The 15,874-nt window shown below is 75.8% G+C and carries 18 protein-coding genes; 8 read left to right on the forward strand and 10 right to left on the reverse strand.

The features are described 5' to 3' along the window. The 3 genes from CBZ_RS18530 to CBZ_RS18540 form a co-directional block, all read right to left on the reverse strand. Nucleotides 1-200: hypothetical protein (locus tag CBZ_RS18530; RefSeq protein WP_130782938.1), on the reverse strand; the 200-nt coding region annotated here is incomplete at its 3' end. Further along, nucleotides 197-754, reverse strand: a complete 558-nt coding sequence (locus CBZ_RS18535; protein WP_130782939.1) for an RNA polymerase sigma factor — start codon at nt 752-754, stop codon at nt 197-199. The genes CBZ_RS18535 and CBZ_RS18530, both read right to left, overlap by 4 nt. A gap of 93 nt (nt 755-847) precedes the next feature. Then, complete coding sequence (locus tag CBZ_RS18540) at nt 848-2,080, reverse strand: alpha-amylase family protein (protein WP_130782940.1); 1,233 nt, start codon at nt 2,078-2,080, stop codon at nt 848-850. A gap of 45 nt (nt 2,081-2,125) precedes the next feature. Here CBZ_RS18540 and CBZ_RS18545 point away from each other — a divergent pair, with 45 nt between their 5' ends. The 6 genes from CBZ_RS18545 (at nt 2,126) to CBZ_RS18570 (ending at nt 8,517) form a co-directional block, all read left to right on the forward strand. Continuing rightward, on the forward strand, nt 2,126-2,977 hold the full coding sequence (locus CBZ_RS18545; protein WP_246013537.1) for a Cof-type HAD-IIB family hydrolase: 852 nt from the start codon (nt 2,126-2,128) through the stop codon (nt 2,975-2,977). A 96-nt stretch (nt 2,978-3,073) separates the two neighbouring features. Then, complete coding sequence (locus tag CBZ_RS18550; protein WP_130782942.1) at nt 3,074-3,478, forward strand: RidA family protein; 405 nt, start codon at nt 3,074-3,076, stop codon at nt 3,476-3,478. Nucleotides 3,479-3,572: 94 nt separating this feature from the next. Continuing rightward, nucleotides 3,573-4,679 carry an aminotransferase class V-fold PLP-dependent enzyme gene (locus tag CBZ_RS18555; protein ID WP_130782943.1) on the forward strand — a complete coding sequence of 369 codons (1,107 nt, stop codon included), beginning with the start codon at nt 3,573-3,575 and terminating at the stop codon, nt 4,677-4,679. Next, nucleotides 4,676-5,272, forward strand: coding sequence for an alpha/beta hydrolase family protein (locus CBZ_RS18560; RefSeq protein WP_130782944.1), 597 nt, complete (start codon nt 4,676-4,678; stop codon nt 5,270-5,272). The genes CBZ_RS18555 and CBZ_RS18560 overlap by 4 nt, the downstream gene beginning before the upstream one ends. Nucleotides 5,273-5,457: 185 nt before the next feature. After that, complete coding sequence (locus CBZ_RS18565; protein ID WP_130782945.1) at nt 5,458-7,608, forward strand: MMPL family transporter; 2,151 nt, start codon at nt 5,458-5,460, stop codon at nt 7,606-7,608. Nucleotides 7,609-7,653: 45 nt separating this feature from the next. After that, complete coding sequence (locus CBZ_RS18570) at nt 7,654-8,517, forward strand: aldo/keto reductase (RefSeq protein ID WP_130782946.1); 864 nt, start codon at nt 7,654-7,656, stop codon at nt 8,515-8,517. Between the two features lie 52 nt (nt 8,518-8,569). On the opposite strand, the gene CBZ_RS18575 is transcribed toward CBZ_RS18570, so the two are convergent. Continuing rightward, entirely contained in the window at nt 8,570-9,130 is a 561-nt protein-coding gene (locus CBZ_RS18575) for an O-acetyl-ADP-ribose deacetylase (protein ID WP_130782947.1), read from the reverse strand. 109 nt (nt 9,131-9,239) lie between these two features. Here CBZ_RS18575 and CBZ_RS18580 point away from each other — a divergent pair, with 109 nt between their 5' ends. Further along, on the forward strand, nt 9,240-9,770 hold the full coding sequence (locus CBZ_RS18580; protein WP_130782948.1) for a hypothetical protein: 531 nt from the start codon (nt 9,240-9,242) through the stop codon (nt 9,768-9,770). Nucleotides 9,771-10,407: 637 nt separating this feature from the next. Here CBZ_RS18580 and dtd read toward each other — a convergent pair. The 6 genes from dtd to CBZ_RS18610 are packed head-to-tail and all read right to left on the reverse strand — an operon-like array spanning nt 10,408 to nt 15,168. Then, nucleotides 10,408-10,845 (reverse strand): D-aminoacyl-tRNA deacylase, encoded by a 438-nt coding sequence (gene dtd, locus CBZ_RS18585; protein ID WP_130782949.1) that lies wholly within the window; start codon nt 10,843-10,845, stop codon nt 10,408-10,410. A 31-nt stretch (nt 10,846-10,876) separates the two neighbouring features. Then, nucleotides 10,877-11,878 carry an asparaginase gene (locus tag CBZ_RS18590; protein ID WP_246013539.1) on the reverse strand — a complete coding sequence of 334 codons (1,002 nt, stop codon included), beginning with the start codon at nt 11,876-11,878 and terminating at the stop codon, nt 10,877-10,879. After that, nucleotides 11,872-12,207, reverse strand: coding sequence for a DUF2516 family protein (locus tag CBZ_RS18595; protein ID WP_130782950.1), 336 nt, complete (start codon nt 12,205-12,207; stop codon nt 11,872-11,874). The genes CBZ_RS18590 and CBZ_RS18595 overlap by 7 nt, the downstream gene beginning before the upstream one ends. A 50-nt stretch (nt 12,208-12,257) precedes the next feature. After that, a complete protein-coding gene (locus CBZ_RS18600) occupies nt 12,258-13,376 on the reverse strand; it encodes an FUSC family protein (protein WP_246013538.1) in 1,119 nt (372 codons plus the stop codon). Further along, the gene (ygfZ, locus tag CBZ_RS18605; protein WP_130782951.1) at nt 13,373-14,560 is read right to left on the reverse strand and encodes a CAF17-like 4Fe-4S cluster assembly/insertion protein YgfZ; all 1,188 of its coding nucleotides are present in this window, start codon (nt 14,558-14,560) and stop codon (nt 13,373-13,375) included. The genes CBZ_RS18600 and ygfZ overlap by 4 nt, the downstream gene beginning before the upstream one ends. A gap of 2 nt (nt 14,561-14,562) precedes the next feature. Further along, on the reverse strand, nt 14,563-15,168 hold the full coding sequence (locus CBZ_RS18610) for a heme-binding beta-barrel domain-containing protein (RefSeq protein WP_130782952.1): 606 nt from the start codon (nt 15,166-15,168) through the stop codon (nt 14,563-14,565). 166 nt (nt 15,169-15,334) lie between these two features. Between CBZ_RS18610 and CBZ_RS18615 the strand changes: the two genes are divergently transcribed. Continuing rightward, nucleotides 15,335-15,706, forward strand: a complete 372-nt coding sequence (locus CBZ_RS18615) for a DsrE family protein (RefSeq protein ID WP_218022814.1) — start codon at nt 15,335-15,337, stop codon at nt 15,704-15,706. Nucleotides 15,707-15,874 lie beyond the last annotated feature (168 nt).

The raw sequence follows: 15,874 nt of genomic DNA on the forward strand, positions 1-15,874 counted from the left end.
CCCACGAGCAGCCCGGTGCGGCGGGGCGTCGGCCGGCGCGGGCCGGACCCCGGCGGCGTGGCCGCGGCGGCCGTGGTCGTCGGGGTCGCGACGTCCGGCACGAGCGCCGCGAGCTCGGCGCTACCGCGCGCGGACAGGGCCGTCGAGCGGTCCTCCGGGACGGGGTTCGCGGCGCGGATCAGTCCGCCGGTGTCGTTCATGGCTGTCCTCCCGGGCGTCGGTCCTGCGGTTCGTCGTGCGGCGGCCCCGACGCGTACGCCGCGGCGAAGGCCTTGCGGGCGCGGTGCAGCCGCACCCAGACGGCCGACGGCGACAGGTCGAGCAGCGCCCCGATCTCGGCGCCGCTGAGCTCGTCCCAGTAGCGGGCGACGAGCAGGCGGCGGGTCGCGTCGTCGAGCGCGTCGAGGGCGTCGAGGACGCGCTCGGCCGTCGCGTCGTCCGTCGCGGCGTCGGCGGTCCCGTCCCCGCCGCGTCCGGCGTCGGCGGCGGCCGCGGCGAGCCGCCCGGCACGTCGCTCGGCCCGGTGGTGGTTGCGCAGCACGTTGTCCGTCGTGACGAACAGCCAGCCGGTGCCGACCGGCTCGCCCCGCGCCGCGCGTGCCCACGCGAGCCGGAACACCTCCGCGGCGACGTCCTCGGCGTCCGCGCCGCGACCGACCCGCCGGGCGGCGTAGCGCACGACCCGGGCGTACGTCTCCCGGTACAGCGCGACGAAGGCCGCCCGCCCCCTGGCGTCGATGTCGATGACCGTCACACCCCTAGATGTCCGGCACGTGGCCGGACCTTACGAGCCGCACGCGACTGCCCGGACGCGCACGGCGACGGGTCGCCCGGAACCGGACGACGCTCACGGGCCGAACGTGAACAGCACCCCGCTCGCGTCCCGCACGGTCGCCCGCGGCGAGCCGGTCACGTCGAGCTCGACGTGCAGGACGTCGTCGCCCGCGCGGGCCGCGTACACGTACCGGGTGTTCGTGAGCTCGACGGCCTCGGTCGTCGCGCGGACCAGCCACGGGTGGCGGCGGCGCAGCGCGACGAGCTCCCGGTGCACGTCCTGCACCCACGCGCCGTCGGGCGGCAGGTCGGCGGGCGTCGCGGGCATCGCCGGGCGGACCGCGTCGTCGCCGCCGAGCCGGTCCTCCTTCACCCCCGTGAGCCCGCGCTCGTCGCCGTAGTACACCGACGGGACGCCGCCGACGGTCAGGAGGACGACGAGCGCGAGGACGGCCCGTTCCTGCCCGACGCGGCTCGCGATGCGGGTGACGTCGTGGTTCCCGACGAACGTCGCCGGCAGGAAGGTCGCGAGGAACTCCGCGTGGCGTTGCAGCGCCCAGTCGAGCTCGTAGAAGTTGCCGTCGAGCAGGCTGCTCCACGTCGCCTTCCACAGCTCGTACTGCGTGACCGAGTCGATCCCCGACTCCGCGACGATCCCCGCGTAGTCGCCGTGGATGACCTCGCCGACGAACCACGCGTCGGGGTGCGCGGCCCGCACGCGCGGCAGCACGCCCGCCCAGAACCGCGGCGGCACCGCGTACGCCGCGTCGAGGCGCCACCCGTCGACGCCCCGGTCCAGCCACGTCGTCATGACGTCGGCGACCGCGTCGGCCACGGCCGGCTCGTCGTGGTTGAGGGCGACGAGCGACGAGTGCCCCTCGAAGTCGTCGAAGCGCGGGGCGGCCGGGTCCGACCAGTCGATGCGGAACCAGCGGGCGTACGGCCCGTCGGGGCCCTCCGCGAGCGCCCGTCGTGCCCACGGGTGGCCGGCGCCGACGTGGTTGAACACGCCGTCGAGCACGACCCGGACACCGCGCTCGTGGCTCGCGGCGACGAGCGCGTCGAAGTCGTCGAGGGTGCCCAGGCGCGGGTCGATGCGGTGCAGGTCGACGCTGTCGTACCCGTGCGACTGGGACGCGAACACCGGCCCGAGCAGCAGCCCGTTGAGGCCCAGGTCGACGACGTGGTCGAGCCAGCCCTCCAGGTGCCGCAGCCGCGGCGCGGCGTCGTGCTCACCGCGCACGGGGGCGCCCGTGAACCCCAACGGGTACACGTGCCAGAACATGACGTGCTCGACCCAGCCCACCCCGGCACCGTAGCCGCCGCCGTGCGGCCTGGGAGGATGGGGCGGGTGAGCCACCCCGACACCGTCCTCGACCCGCCCGACCTGGGGGTCGTCCCCGACGTCCGTCTCGTCGCGCTCGACATGGACGGGTCGCTGCTCGACGACGACAAGCGCATCCACCCGTCGTTCTGGCCGCTGCTCGACACGCTCCTGGCCCGCGGCGTGACCGTGTGCCCCGCGAGCGGGCGGCAGTACGCGACGCTGCGCGCGCAGCTCGGCCGCGACGACCTGGTCTACGTCGCCGAGAACGGCGCGTACGTCGTGCGCGACGGCGCCGAGCTCAGCGCCGACACCCTGACGACCGCGACCGCGCACGACGTGGTCGACGTCGTGCGGGCCGAGGCCGCCGCGGGGCTCGACGTCGGGACCGTGCTGTGCGGCAAGCGGTCGGCGTACGTCGAGCGGTCCGACGACGCGTTCCTCGCGCAGTGCGAGCCGTACTACGCGCTGCTGGAGGTCGTCGACGACCTGCGCGCCGTCGAGGACGACGTCCTCAAGGTGGCGGTGTACGACTTCGGGCGCGCGGAGAGCGGCGCGGGACCGGCCCTGTCCGACCTGCGGCACGAGGCGCGCGTCGTCGTCTCCGGCGAGCACTGGGTCGACGTCATGAGCCGCACCGTCGACAAGGGCACCGCGCTGCGCGCCGTGCAGCGGGCCCTCGGCGTCACCCCCGAGCAGACGATGGCGTTCGGCGACTACTTCAACGACCTCGGGATGCTCGACGCGGCCGGGTGGTCGTTCGCGATGGACAACGCGCACCCCGAGGTCCGGGCGCGGGCGCGGTTCGTGGCGCCGTCGAACAACCGCAACGGCGTGGTGCGGACCATCGGCGCGGCCCTGGGCATCCCGGTCGGCTGACCCCACGTGGGTCCGGCGCGTCGGCAGGAGCGTCGGACCGTCCGCCGGTCGTCGCCTCGGCGGGACCGTGTCGGAGGCCGCCCCTAGCGTGGCGGGATGGACACGATCACCTTCCTGCGACCGGCCGGGCTCGTGAACAGCCCGGCGTTCAGCCACGTCGCCGTCGTGCCGCCGGGTGCGACGACCATCCACGTCGGCGGCCAGAACGCCGTCGACGCGACCGGGGCGCTCGTCGGGGGCGACGACGTCGCCGCGCAGACCCGCCAGGTCATGGCGAACCTCACGACCGCGCTCGACGCCGCCGGGGCGAGCCTCGCCGACCTGGTGGGCGTCACCGTGCTGCTCGTCGAGGGCACCGACGTCAACGCCGCTTACGGCGCCGCCGCGGGTGCGCTCGCACGCGAGGGCGAGCCGCCGCTGGTGACCGCCGCGATCGTCCCGGCGCTCGGCGTGCCGGGCGCGCTCGTCGAGGTGGCGGCGGTCGCGGCCGTCCTGCGCTGACGGCCCCCTGCCGTCGCGCCTTGCCGCGCCGCTCGGCGCTCCGTCGCGCGGGGACGGCGTTGTGCGGCCGCGCGTGAGCGGCGACGATCGGCAGATGGCGACGACCGGCCCGCTCACGGCCCTGCAGGCGGCGATCGACCGCGTCCCCGGCTACCTCGACGCCGCGACCAGCGGGCTGCCGCCGCGCGCGACGGCCGACGCGATGCGCGCCGGGATCGACGCGTGGCAGGCGGGCCGGATCGACATGGCGGCGTACGACGAGGCCGTCGTCCGGGCGCGCACGGCGTACGCGCGGCTCGTCGGGGTCGACCCGTCGGCGGTGGCGGTCGGGTCGCAGGCGTCGAGCCTCGTCGGGCTCGTCGCGGCGGCCGTGCCGGACGGCGCGGAGGTCGTGGTCGTCGACGGCGACTTCGCGTCGGTCGTCTTCCCGTTCCTCGCGCACGCCGACCGGGGCGTCACCGTGCGGCACGTGCCGCTCGACGCGCTCGCCGCCGAGGTCCGTCCGGGGACGGCGGTCGTCGCGTTCTCGCTCGTGCAGTCCCGCGACGGGCGGGTCGCGGACGCCGACGCCGTGGTCGCGGCCGCACGGGCGGCCGGTGCGCTCACCGTGTGCGACGTGACGCAGGCCGCGGGCTGGCTGCCGGTCGGCGCGGGCCGCTTCGACGTCACCGTCGGCGCCGCGTACAAGTGGCTCGCCGGGCCGCGCGGGGCCGCGTTCCTCACGGTCGCACCGGGGACTCTCGACCGGCTGCGCCCGCTGCACGCCGGCTGGTACGCGGGAGCGGACGTCTGGCGGTCGGTCTACGGGCCGCACATGACGCTCGCGTCCGACGCGCGCCGGTTCGACGTCTCCCCCGCGTGGCTCGTGTGGCTGGGGACGGCTCCGGCGGTCGAGGCGTTCGCGGCGGTCGACCCCGAGGCGGTCCGCGCGCACGACGTGGCGCTGGCCGACGCCTTCCGCGCCGGCGTCGACCTGCCGCCGGGCGGCAGCGCGATCGTGTCCCTGCCCGACGACGACGTGGGGTCGCTGCGTGCGGTCCTCACGGCGGCGGGCTGCCGGGTCGCCGGGCGCGGCGGCGGCGTGCGGCTCGCGTTCCACGTCTGGAACGACGACGAGGACGTCGACCGGGCGGTCCGCGCGGTCCGCGGCGCGACGCGGCTCGACGACCCCACGGGTCGACCGACCGGGCGCGACCGGTGAGCGGCCCGACCGACGTCGCCGCCGGACGCCCGCACGACGTCGCGGGTGTCGTCCTCACCCCGGGCGCCGGGGCGGACCGCGACCACCGCACGCTCGTCGCCCTGGAGCAGGCCCTCGCTCCCCTTCCCGTCCTGCGCCTGAACTTCCCCAACCGCGAGCGCGGCAGCCGCGCGCCCGACCGCCCCGAGGTCGCCGTCGCGCACCTGCGGGAGCAGGCGACGGCGTTCGCGGCGCGGCTGGGCGTCGGCACGGACCGGCTCGTGCTCGGCGGCCGGTCGTTCGGCGGCCGGATGTCGTCGATGGCCGTCGCGCAGGGGCTGCCCGTCGCGGGGCTGGTGCTGCTGTCGTACCCGCTGCACCCGCCGGGGCGTCCCGACCGGCTGCGGGTCGACCACCTGCCGGACGTCACCGTCCCGGTGCTGGCGGTGTCGGGGCAGCGCGACCCGTTCGGCTCACCGGAGGAGCTCACGACGCACCTGGCGACGGTCCGCGGTCCCCTGACCACTGTGTTCGTGACGGGCGACCACTCCCCGAAGGACGACGCGGCCGTGGCGGCCGTGGTGCGCGACTGGATCGTCGGCGCCGGTTCCTGAGCGGACCCTGAGAACGGGCCGTCGACACGTGGGGGAACCCCGACCCAGGATTCGGGGGTATCCCCGATGTCCGTTTTCGCCCCTTCTGCGGGAACGTCGTCGTGCAGGGTGCGGTACGCGCCGGCGTGCCCGCCCTCGACCACCGCACCGGTCGTCCCCGTCATCGAGACGCGAGGTTTCCCGCCATGTCCCAGGTCGCCGGGTGGATCACCCACCGCTACGCGAAGTACGTCGTCATCGGCTTCTGGCTCGTCGTCACCGTGCTGCTGGGGCCGCTCGCCGGCAAGCTCACGGGTGCGCAGGAGAACGACGCCGAGAGCTGGCTGCCCGCGGGCGCGGAGTCGACGGAGGTCATCGCGGCCGCCCAGGCGTTCGTGCCCGACAGCGTCGTGCCCGCGGTCGTCGTCTACGAGCGCGACGGCGGGCTGACCGCCGCGGACGCCGAGACGATCACCGCGGACGTCGCCGCGTTCGGCGACCTCGACGCGCTCGGCGGGGACGTCGTGGGGCCGTTCCCGTCACAGGACGGCGAGGCGGTGCAGGTCGTCGTGCCGGTCGACGCGGGCGAGGAGGGCTGGGACGGGATCGCCCCGGCCGTCGAGGCCCTGCGGGCGACCGCCGAGGAGGGCGCCGGCGGGCTCGCGACGTACGTGACGGGCCCGGCGGGGCAGGCGGCCGACTCGTCGGCGGCGTTCGAGGGCATCGACGGCACGCTGCTGTACGCGGCGGGCGGGGTCGTCATCGTCATGCTGCTGCTCACCTACCGCAGCCCGGTGCTCTGGCTGCTGCCGGTCGTGTCGGCGGTCGTCGCGCTCACGGTGTCGCAGGCCGTCGTCTACCTCATGGCCGACCGGCTCGACCTGACCGTCAACGCGCAGAGCGCGGGCATCCTCACGGTCCTCGTGTTCGGCGCGGGCACCGACTACGCGCTGCTGCTCGTCGCGCGGTACCGCGAGGAGCTGCGCAAGAACGGCGACCGGCACGCCGCGATGGCCGTCGCGCTGCACCGCGCGGGCCCGGCGATCATCGCGTCGGCGGCGACCGTGGCCGCGGGCATGCTGTGCCTGCTGCTCGCGACGATGAACTCGACCGCAGGCCTCGGGCCCGTCGCGGCCGTCGGCATCGGCGTCGCGCTCGTCGTCATGCTGACCCTGCTGCCCGCGCTGCTCGTCACGTGCGGGCGCTGGGTGTTCTGGCCGCGCGTCCCGCACGTCGGCGACGCCGAGCCGACCGAGCGCGGCTTCTGGTCGCGCGTCGGCGCCCAGGTCGCCCGGCACCCGCGGCGCACGTGGGTCGCGACCGCCTCCGTGCTCGCCGTCGCGAGCCTCGGCTGGATGCAGCTCGACCCGACCGGCCTCACGAACGAGGAGTCGTTCCGCACCACGCAGCCGTCGATCGAGGGCGAGAAGGTCCTCGCGGCGCACTTCGACGGCGGCGCCGGCGCGCCCGTGGTCGTCGTGGCCGACGCCGACGCCGCTGCGGACGTCCGGGCCGCGTTCGCGGACGTCGAGGGCATCGACCCCGCGACCGTCACCGAGCCCGTCGTCCAGGGCGGCCTCGCCTACCTCGAGGGGACGCTCGAGTCGGCGCCGGACAGCGCCGCGGCGGACGCGACCGTCGACCGGGTGCGCGACGCCGTGCATGCCGTGCCCGGCGCGGACGCGATCGTCGGCGGCACGACCGCGACCGACCTCGACGTGCAGCGCGCCTCCGCGGCCGACAACCGGCTGATCATCCCGGTGATCCTGCTGGTCGTCTTCCTCATCCTCGTGCTGCTGCTGCGAGCCGTCGTCGCACCCCTGGTCCTCATGGGCACGGTGATCCTCAGCTTCGGCGCGGCCATCGGTATCAGCGCGCTCGTGTTCCGGTACGCGTTCGGGTTCGGCGGCACCGACTCGTCGTTCCCGCTGTACACGTTCGTCTTCCTCGTCGCGCTGGGCATCGACTACAACATCTTCCTCATGACGCGCGTCCGGGAGGAGGCGCTGCGCGTCGGGCACCGGCGCGGGACGCTCGTCGGCCTGTCCGCGACCGGCGGCGTCATCACGTCGGCCGGGCTCGTCCTGGCCGGGACGTTCGCGGCGCTGGGCACGATGCCCGTCGTGTCGTTCGCGGAGATCGGGTTCGCGGTGGCGCTCGGCGTGCTGCTCGACACCCTCGTCGTGCGCTCGATCCTCGTCACGGCGCTCAACCTCGACGTCGGCCCGCGCATGTGGTGGCCGAGCGCCCTGTCCCGCCGTCCCGACCCGTCCGCACCGACCCGCCCGGCGCACCCGTCGCACCGGGCCGACGCCCAGCCGGTCCCCGACACGTCGGAGCACGCACCGGTCGGGTGACCCGCGGACCGGCGGAGGCCGGGGCGGCGTGATGTCATGACGACCATGCAGACTCGCACCCTCGGTGACGTCCAGGTCGGCGCGATCGGGCTCGGCGGCATGCCGATGTCCATCGAGGGCCGCCCCGACCGCGCCCGCTCCCTCGCGACGATCCACGCCGCGCTCGACCACGGCGTCACGCTCATCGACACCGCGGACTCCTACCACCTGCTCCCCGGCGAGGTCGGCCACAACGAGGAGCTCGTCGCCGAGGGCCTGCGGACCTGGGGCGGCGACACCTCGGACGTCGTCGTCGCGACGAAGGGCGGCCACCTGCGCCCCGGCGACGGCACGTGGACCGTCGACGGCTCGCCCGCCCACCTCCGCTCGGCCGTCGAGGGGTCGCTGCGTCGGCTCGGCGTCGAGGCGATCGGCCTCTACCAGTTCCACCGGCCCGACCCGTCGGTCCCCTACGCCGACTCGGTGGGGGTGCTCGCCGAGCTGCTCGACGCGGGCAAGATCCGCCTCGCGGGCATCTCGAACGCGAACCCGGACCAGATCCGCGAGGCGCAGGAGATCCTCGGAGGCCGCCTGGTCTCGGTGCAGAACCAGTACTCGCCCGCGTTCCGCTCGTCGCAGCCGGAGCTCGACCTGTGCGCGCGGCTCGGCCTCGCGTTCCTGCCGTGGAGCCCGCTCGGCGGCATCGCGCGCGCCGGCGAGCTCGGCTCGCGGTTCGCCGCGTTCGAGCGCGTCGCCGACGGCCACGGCGTGAGCCCGCAGCAGGTCGCGCTCGCGTGGGAGCTCGCGCAGGCGCCCGTCGTCATCCCGATCCCCGGTGCGTCCCGGCCGGAGACGATCGCCGACTCCGTGCGGGCGGCGGACCTGATCCTCGGCCCGGAGGAGATCGTCGAGCTCGACGGCACCGCCTGACGAGCCTGCTCCGGCGCCGCAGTCAGCGGCGCGGCTTGCCGGGCCGTCGTGGTCAGCGGTGCGGTGCGTCGAGCGCCCGCCGGAACGCCGCGAGCGCGGCGTCGGAGAACAGCACGAACCGCACGAGCTCGACGCCCGCGGGGTGGGTGTGCCCCGCCTCGTCGGCGGGCTCCGACCCGGCCTCCCAGGCACGCACGGTCCGGACCGCCACGTCGGCGACCTCGTCGACGTCCCACCCGTACGCACCTGCGCTGACCGCCGGGAAGGCGACGCTGGTCGCCCCGACCTCGACCGCGAGCTCGAGCGACCGCGCGAAGCACGACGCGAGGTCGGCGGTCTCCCGCTGGTCGCGGTTCCAGTTCGGCCCCACGGTGTGCACGACCCACCGTGCGGGCAGGTCGAAGCCGGGCGTCACGACGGCGTCCCCGACGGCGAGCCCGTCGGGGTGCGTCGTCCGGCGCAGCCTGCGGCACGCCTCCAGCAGCCGTGGCCCGGCGGCGGCGTGCAGGGCACCGTCGACGCCGCCCCCGCCGAGCAGCGTGGAGTTGGCGGCGTTGACGACGACGTCGACGTCCTGCGTGGTGATGTCGCCCCGGACGGCCTCGATCTGCATGACGCCATCCTGCGGGGGCGGCGGTCGGCAGGCCACCGACATCGGGTCGCGCGCCCGGATTGTCCGGGTCTACCGTGCGGACCAGGCCGACGACGGGGTGGTGGCGCACGTGCGGACGAGGACCACGAGGACGACGACGAGCGAGCCCGCGTTCTCCCGGAGCTCGCTCGAGGCGCGGCACGCGATCGGCTGGGTCGTCGGCGTGCTGCTCGTGCTGGCGGTCGGGGCGGTGGTGTGGCACGTCCTCGACGTCCGCCCGACGGGCCACCTGGGGGTCCTGGCGATCGGTGCGCTGTGCGCGGGCGGGCTGCTGCTCATCGCGGTCGGCTGCGGCACGATCACCGCGGAGTACGTGCGGGTGACGACGACGGAGACGACCGAGACCGAGGACGCCGTCCAGCCGGGCGCGCGCGACGTCCCGACGGCGGCCGCGGCGGCGCTCGTGCCGCAGATCGCGTCGGGCATGGCCAAGCTGTCGCCGTCGCGGTCGCTGGTGTTCGCCGGGGTCGCGCTGCTGCTCGTGGCCGGGGCGGGTGCGGGCGTCGGGTACACGCTCGACCAGGTCGCCGGGAACGCGCCGGCGTCGACGCCGTCCCCGGACCCGTCGGGCTCGCTCACCCCGGGACCCGAGCCGTCCTGAACGCACAGCACGCGCTCGGCATGACGAAGGCCCCTCGGACGCTTACTCCGAGGGGCCTGGTCCCAGCGTACCGGGGCGGTGCCCCCGGACGGGTGAACCACACGCGACTCGTCCACAAATTCTGTCCACACCCCTGTGCGCGACGGGCGTCGTCCCAGCACATCCTGTGGACGCACCTGTGGGGCGAGCGGTGGACAAAAGTCGGGCCCACGACCCCCTTGTGGCACCCCTCGACACAGGACTAGAACTTCATCAACGAGTTCGGCAGTGACGAGAACCGCAGGTGAGAGGCCCTTTCGGGGGCCGACCGCCCGCGACCGACGCTGCCGGGCACGGGCCGACCGGAGAACGGGCGACCAACTCGACGGGGCAACCCGCCGACCTGTGGACGACGACACAGGGGTCGCAACGGACCGGAAAGCCGGACGCAGTCCTCCCGCCCGCGGCGGACCGACGGCGCCGGAGCCCTCCCGAGGGCGCCGTCGCCCCTGGGAAAGCCGGGTGCCGGGCAGGAACCGCACTGTCGTAGCGGTGTCCCCGCCGGTCCTCCGGCGGCACGGGACCTGTGGCCACGGGAAGGCCCCTCGGACGCTTACTCCGGGGGGCCTTCTCCATGCGTGCCCCGTCGCTGCGACGCTCAGGCGTCGGGCGTCGACTCCAGCAGGATCGTCACGGGTCCGTCGTTCACCAGCTCGACCGCCATGTCGGCCCCGAACACCCCGGTCGCGACCTCGAGCCCGCGCGCCCGCAGCGCGTCGACCACGGCGTCGACCAGCGGCTCGGCCACGGCACCGGGCGCGGCCGCGTTCCACGTCGGCCGTCGGCCCTTGCGGGTGTCGCCGTACAGCGTGAACTGGCTGACGACGAGCACGGGCGCCCCGACCTCGGCGGCGCTGCGCTCGTCCCGCAGGATCCGCAGCTCGGCGATCTTGCGGGCGACGAGCTCGACCTGCGCGGGACCGTCGCCGGGCGTCACACCGACGAGCGCGACGAGCCCGGGCCGGTCGAGCGCCCCGACGACGACCCCGTCGACCGTCACGGACGCGCGCGTGACGCGCTGCACGACGGCCCTCACGCGCGCTCCCCCGGGCCGCGCCGCGCGGCCGTCATCGCCCGTCCGCCCACGGCCCGAAGGTCGCGCGCACCTCGCCGACCGGCACGCCGTGCCCCAGGACCGGCGTGGCGCCGAGCGGCCGGACGACGGCCGGGTCGACGCCCGCGACCGCGAGGGCCGCGGCGAGCACCGCCGCCCGAGGCCGGCTCGACCCGTCGAGCACCTTGAGGGCGACGGCCGACCCGTCGGGCATCCCCGCGGCGTAGACGCCGTCGGCGCCGTCCTTCGCGACGAGCCCGGGCACGCCGGACCCGAACGCGGTGGCGTCCCGACCGGTGCCGGCGACGTGCCACGGGTGGGCGCGCATCGCGGCGGCGACCCGGGCCTGCGGCGACTCGGCGGCCGTCGAGAGCCGCGCGAAGGACCGCGCCAGCCCGACGAGCGTCGTGGAGAACAGCGGTGCCCCGCACCCGTCGACCGTCGCGTGCGCGACCTCGACGCCGGTGAGCTCCGCGACGACCTCGCGCACGGCGACCTGCAGCGGGTGCGCCGCGTCGAGGTAGTCGTCCGTCGACCATCCCTGGCCGACGCACGTCCCGAGCATCCCCGCGTGCTTGCCGGAGCAGTTCTGCGTCAGCGGCGAGCGGCCGTGCCCGTCGGCGCGCCACTGCCACGCGGCGTCGGGGTCGAGCGGCCAGTCGGGCGTGTTCCGCAGGTCGGCGGCCGTGAGGCCCGCGTCGTCGAGCAGCGACCGCACGACGTCGAGGTGCCCGTCCTCGCCGTTGTGGCTCGCGCACACGAGCGCGAGCCGCTCACCGTCGACGTCGAGCCCGGCCCGCAGCATCGCGACGGCCTGCAACGGCTTGAGGGACGACCGCGCCCACACGGTGACGTCGGGGTCGCCGAGCGCGAGCCGCACGGACCCGTCGGGTGCGAGCACGACGACGTGGCCCAGGTGCACCGACTCGACGAGCGCACCCCGCACGACGTCCGCGAGCGGGACGGCCGCGGCGGCGACCGGCGCCACGTCGGCAGGCGTGCCGGCGCTCACCAGCCGCCCGGCGACGACGGCCCCCGCGGGCCGCGGCGTCGTGTGTACGGGGCGACCGCGGGACGCACGTCGACCAGGTAGACGATCGCGCCGACCGCGGCGAGCAGGCCGAGGAACGGCAGGAAGTTCAGCCCGATCGGGGCGGGGATCGCCATGAACGCCACGGCGGTGCTCACGCCGACGACCGCGCCCCAGAACCCCTTGGTGCGCTTGCCAGCGCTCGTGAAGGCCGCGGGCGGGCGGCGCAGCAGGTCGATCAGCGCCCACACGCACAGGGCGAAGATCGCGAGGTAGAAGAGCAGGTACAGCAGGACCTGGATGCGGATGACCACGGGTCGAGCGTACGAGACGGGGCCGCCGCGCAGCAGGACGTCGGCGCGGCTCAGATCTCCGGCAGCACCGCGCGCGCGTCGCGCGACGACACCCCGGCGGCCTCGAGCAGGTCGACGGTGAGCGACCGGTGCAGCAGGACGAGGCTCTGCGCCTGCCAGTCGTCGGGCGCGAGGACGAACGGGTCGAGCGCGGCGCCGACGGCCAGCAGGTGGCTGCGCGCCCGCTCGGGATCGCGCCCGGCGCCGACCGCGGCGGCGAGCTCCTCGACGGCGACGGCCGTCCGCTCGACCTGCTCGGCGAGCCCGCCGACCGTGTGCGGCACGTCCGCGCCGACGACCGACAGCGCACGCCGGGCCAGGACGCGGGTGCTGCGCATCGCCCGCTCGGCCAGCACCGACGTCTGCACGAGCGTCCCGAGCTCGTCGGAGAACCGCCGCGCAGGCGGGGACAGCCGCGACTGGTCGTGCGCGCTCGACGTCGTCTCGGTCCAGCCGTCGAGCGCGGGCTGCGCGGCGCGACCCCGGACCAGCGCGTCCTCCACGTCCGTGACCGACCGGGTGCCGAGCCCGTGCGCGAGCACGTGCAGGACGGCCGCGGTCTCGTCGAGCGCCGCCCGCCCGAGGGCCCGGGTGTGCCGCCGCGGGTCGCTGGGCGTGAGCAGCGCGACCGCGAGCGCGACCGCGCCGCCGATCAGCGCGTCGAGCCAGCGCCCGGTCGGCCCGCCGACGGCGGACGGCAGCCCGACGATGACGATGGCCTGCACGCCGGCCTGAGTCGTGAGCATCGCGCCGCGGTCGAGGAACCGCGCGAGGACCGCGGCGACGAACAGCACCACGCCGACCTGCCAGAACCCCGTCCCGATGAGGTGGACGAGCAGGTCGCCCAGACCGACACCGATCGCGACCCCGACGGTCAGCTCGGCCACCCGCCGCACGGGCCGGTCGCGCGTGAACCCGAGCGCGATCCAGGCGCTCACGGGCGCGAAGAACGGGTAGGGGTGGCCGAGCGCGTAGTGCGCGATGCCGAACGAGATCCCGCCCGCGACGGACGCCTGCAGGATCGGGAACCACGACGCGGCGACGCGCGAGCGCCCCTGCCGGACGCGTGCGCCCACCAGCAGCCCGACGTCGCGGCGGCTCAGGGCGCGCCCGGCGTCGGCCGTGCTCACAGGCTGGGGTGGTGCCCGAGGCCGCGGGTCAGCGGGCCGCGCGCGGCGGGCCGGTCCACGGACACGCCCTCGCCGGGCACGACCTCCTCCTGCGCGGCCGCGACGACCCCGCCCTCGCAGTCGACCACGAGGGGTGCGTCGACCGGCAGCGACCGCTTGACGACGGCCAGCGCGACGGGGCCGATCTCGTGGTGCCGTGCGACGGTCGTCACGTGGCCCACCGCACGCCCGGGCTCGGGCGACGCGGCGTCCCCGGCGACGTCGTGCACGACCGCGCCGGACTCGGGCAGCAGGTGCCCGGAGCCGTCGAGGTGCAGCAGCACGACGCGGCGCGGCGGCCGGCCCAGGTTGTGCACCCGCGCGACGGTCTCCTGCCCCCGGTAGCAGCCCTTGTGCAGGTGGACGGCGGTGCGCAGCCAGTCGAGCTCGTGCGGGATGGTCCGGTGGTCGACCTCGCGCGCAGCGCGCGGGCGGAACGCCTCGACGCGCACGGCCTCCGACGCCCACGTGCCGACGAGCGGCCAGCCCGACGCCTCGCGCGCCCGGACCTCCTCGACGAGCCGCTCCCGCGGCACCAGGACGAGCCGCCACGCACGGTCGGCGCCCGGGTGCTCGTCGTCGGGCAGGCCGTACCGCGTGCCGCCGGGACCGGTCTCGGGCCACGGGTCGCGCCACGTCACGGGCTCGTCCGCGGTGCCCTCGGCGTCGACGGGCTCGCCGATCGCGGCCCACTCGTCGGTGACGTCCGCGACCTCGACGCGCAGCGTGAACCGCATCCGGTCGAGCCACGCCGCGAGCGCGACTGGCGTCTCCGTGAGCAGCCACGTCGCGGTGCCGTCGTCGACGACGCCCGCGGCGTGCTCGACGTGCCCCTGCGGCGACAGCACGAGCAGCTCGGTCGACGTGCGCGGCGGCAGGGCGGCGACGTCCTGCGACGTGATCGAGTGCAGCCACGTGAGGCGGTCCGGCCCGCTGACGCGCACGACACCGAGCTGCGACTGGTCGACGACCGCACCGCCGCGGGTCAGCGCCCGCTGCTCTGCCGTCGGGTCGCCGTAGTGCCACGCGACCCCGGCGTCGGGCCCGGAACCCGCGACCGCACCACGCCGCTGCAGCAGCGGGCTCGTGTGCCGGACGGGCTCGCCGTGCGCGACCGGGACCTGCTCGGTGGCGTCGGTCGTCATCGTCACGCCTCCGCGGGGGCGTCGGCCCGGGACAGGCGCGCGGACGCGTACGACTGCATGGGGTGGCCGAACGCGGCGATGTCGTGCGCCCACATGAGGTCGCCCTGGACGAGCCCGTACAGGCGCTTGCCGGCGGTCACCTCGGCGCCGCTCGCCGTGCGCGCGATGAGGTCGCTCGCCAGGTCGATGCGACCCTTGCCGACCTCGCCGACGTACACCGCGACGTGGCCGGACGGGTCGGAGACGAGCAGCTCGACGGGGTGCTGGTCGCCGTCGAGACCGTCCGGACGCTCCGGCGGGACACGCCAGTAGCCGGACTCGGTGGACCACACCGGGCCGGGACCGTCGGGGGCCTCCGCCGCGCCGGTGCCGTCGGTGCCGTCGACGTCGCCGTCGAGCGCGGCCGCGTCGTCGGGTGCGACGACCAGCCGGATCGTCGACGTGTAGACGAGGTACGGGCCGCCGTCGTGGTCGATGACGACCTCCTGTGTGAAGGCCGTCTCCTCGATGCCGGGGTACCCCACGACGCCCTCGCCGCGCCAGCGGCCGACGAGCCAGGCGAGCGGGTACACCTCGGGGGCGAGCCCTTCGGGCAGGACGAACGCCATGTCAGGCCTCTCGACGGATCAGCGCTGGCCCTTGAAGAGCTTCCAGACGACGAGCCCGGCGACCCAGGCGATGGCCAGGGTCGCCGCGACGAGCAGGCCGATGAAGACTCCCTCGAGCGCAGTCATGCACCGAATCCTAACGACGCCCGACCCCTACCCTGTTCCGGTGACCAGCGACGTGCGCCCCCTCGTGATCAAGACCACGTCCGGACTGGACCGGCCCGAGGCGGCGAACCAGGCGTTCACCGTCGCCGCGGCGGCGGTCGCGGCCGGTGCCGAGGTCAGCCTGTGGCTGACCGGCGAGTCGGCGTGGTTCGCCCTGCCGGGCCGCGCGGCCGAGCTCGAGCTCGCGCACGCCACCCCGGTCGCCGACCTGTTGGCGGTCGTCCTCGAGGGCGGCACCGTGACGGTGTGCACCCAGTGCGCGGCGCGCCGCGACATCACCCCCGACGACGTCATCCCGGGCATCCGTGTCGCGGGCGCGGCGGTGTTCGTCGAGGAGTCCCTGCGCCCCACGGCCCAGGCCCTCGTCTACTGACCCTCGCCGCCGACATCCCCCACCGCCGAGGCCACAGGCCGACGCCGAGGTCGTCACCTCGCACCGAGGTCGTCAGCTCACGCCGAGGTCGTCAGCTGTAGCTCACGAACTCGACCGGAGCTGACGACCTCGGCGGCCCGGCGGGGGCCGGGACGGGCGCGGCAGGGG

It is taken from the genome of Cellulomonas biazotea (assembly GCF_004306155.1).
Classification (GTDB): Bacteria; Actinomycetota; Actinomycetes; order Actinomycetales; family Cellulomonadaceae; genus Cellulomonas; species Cellulomonas biazotea.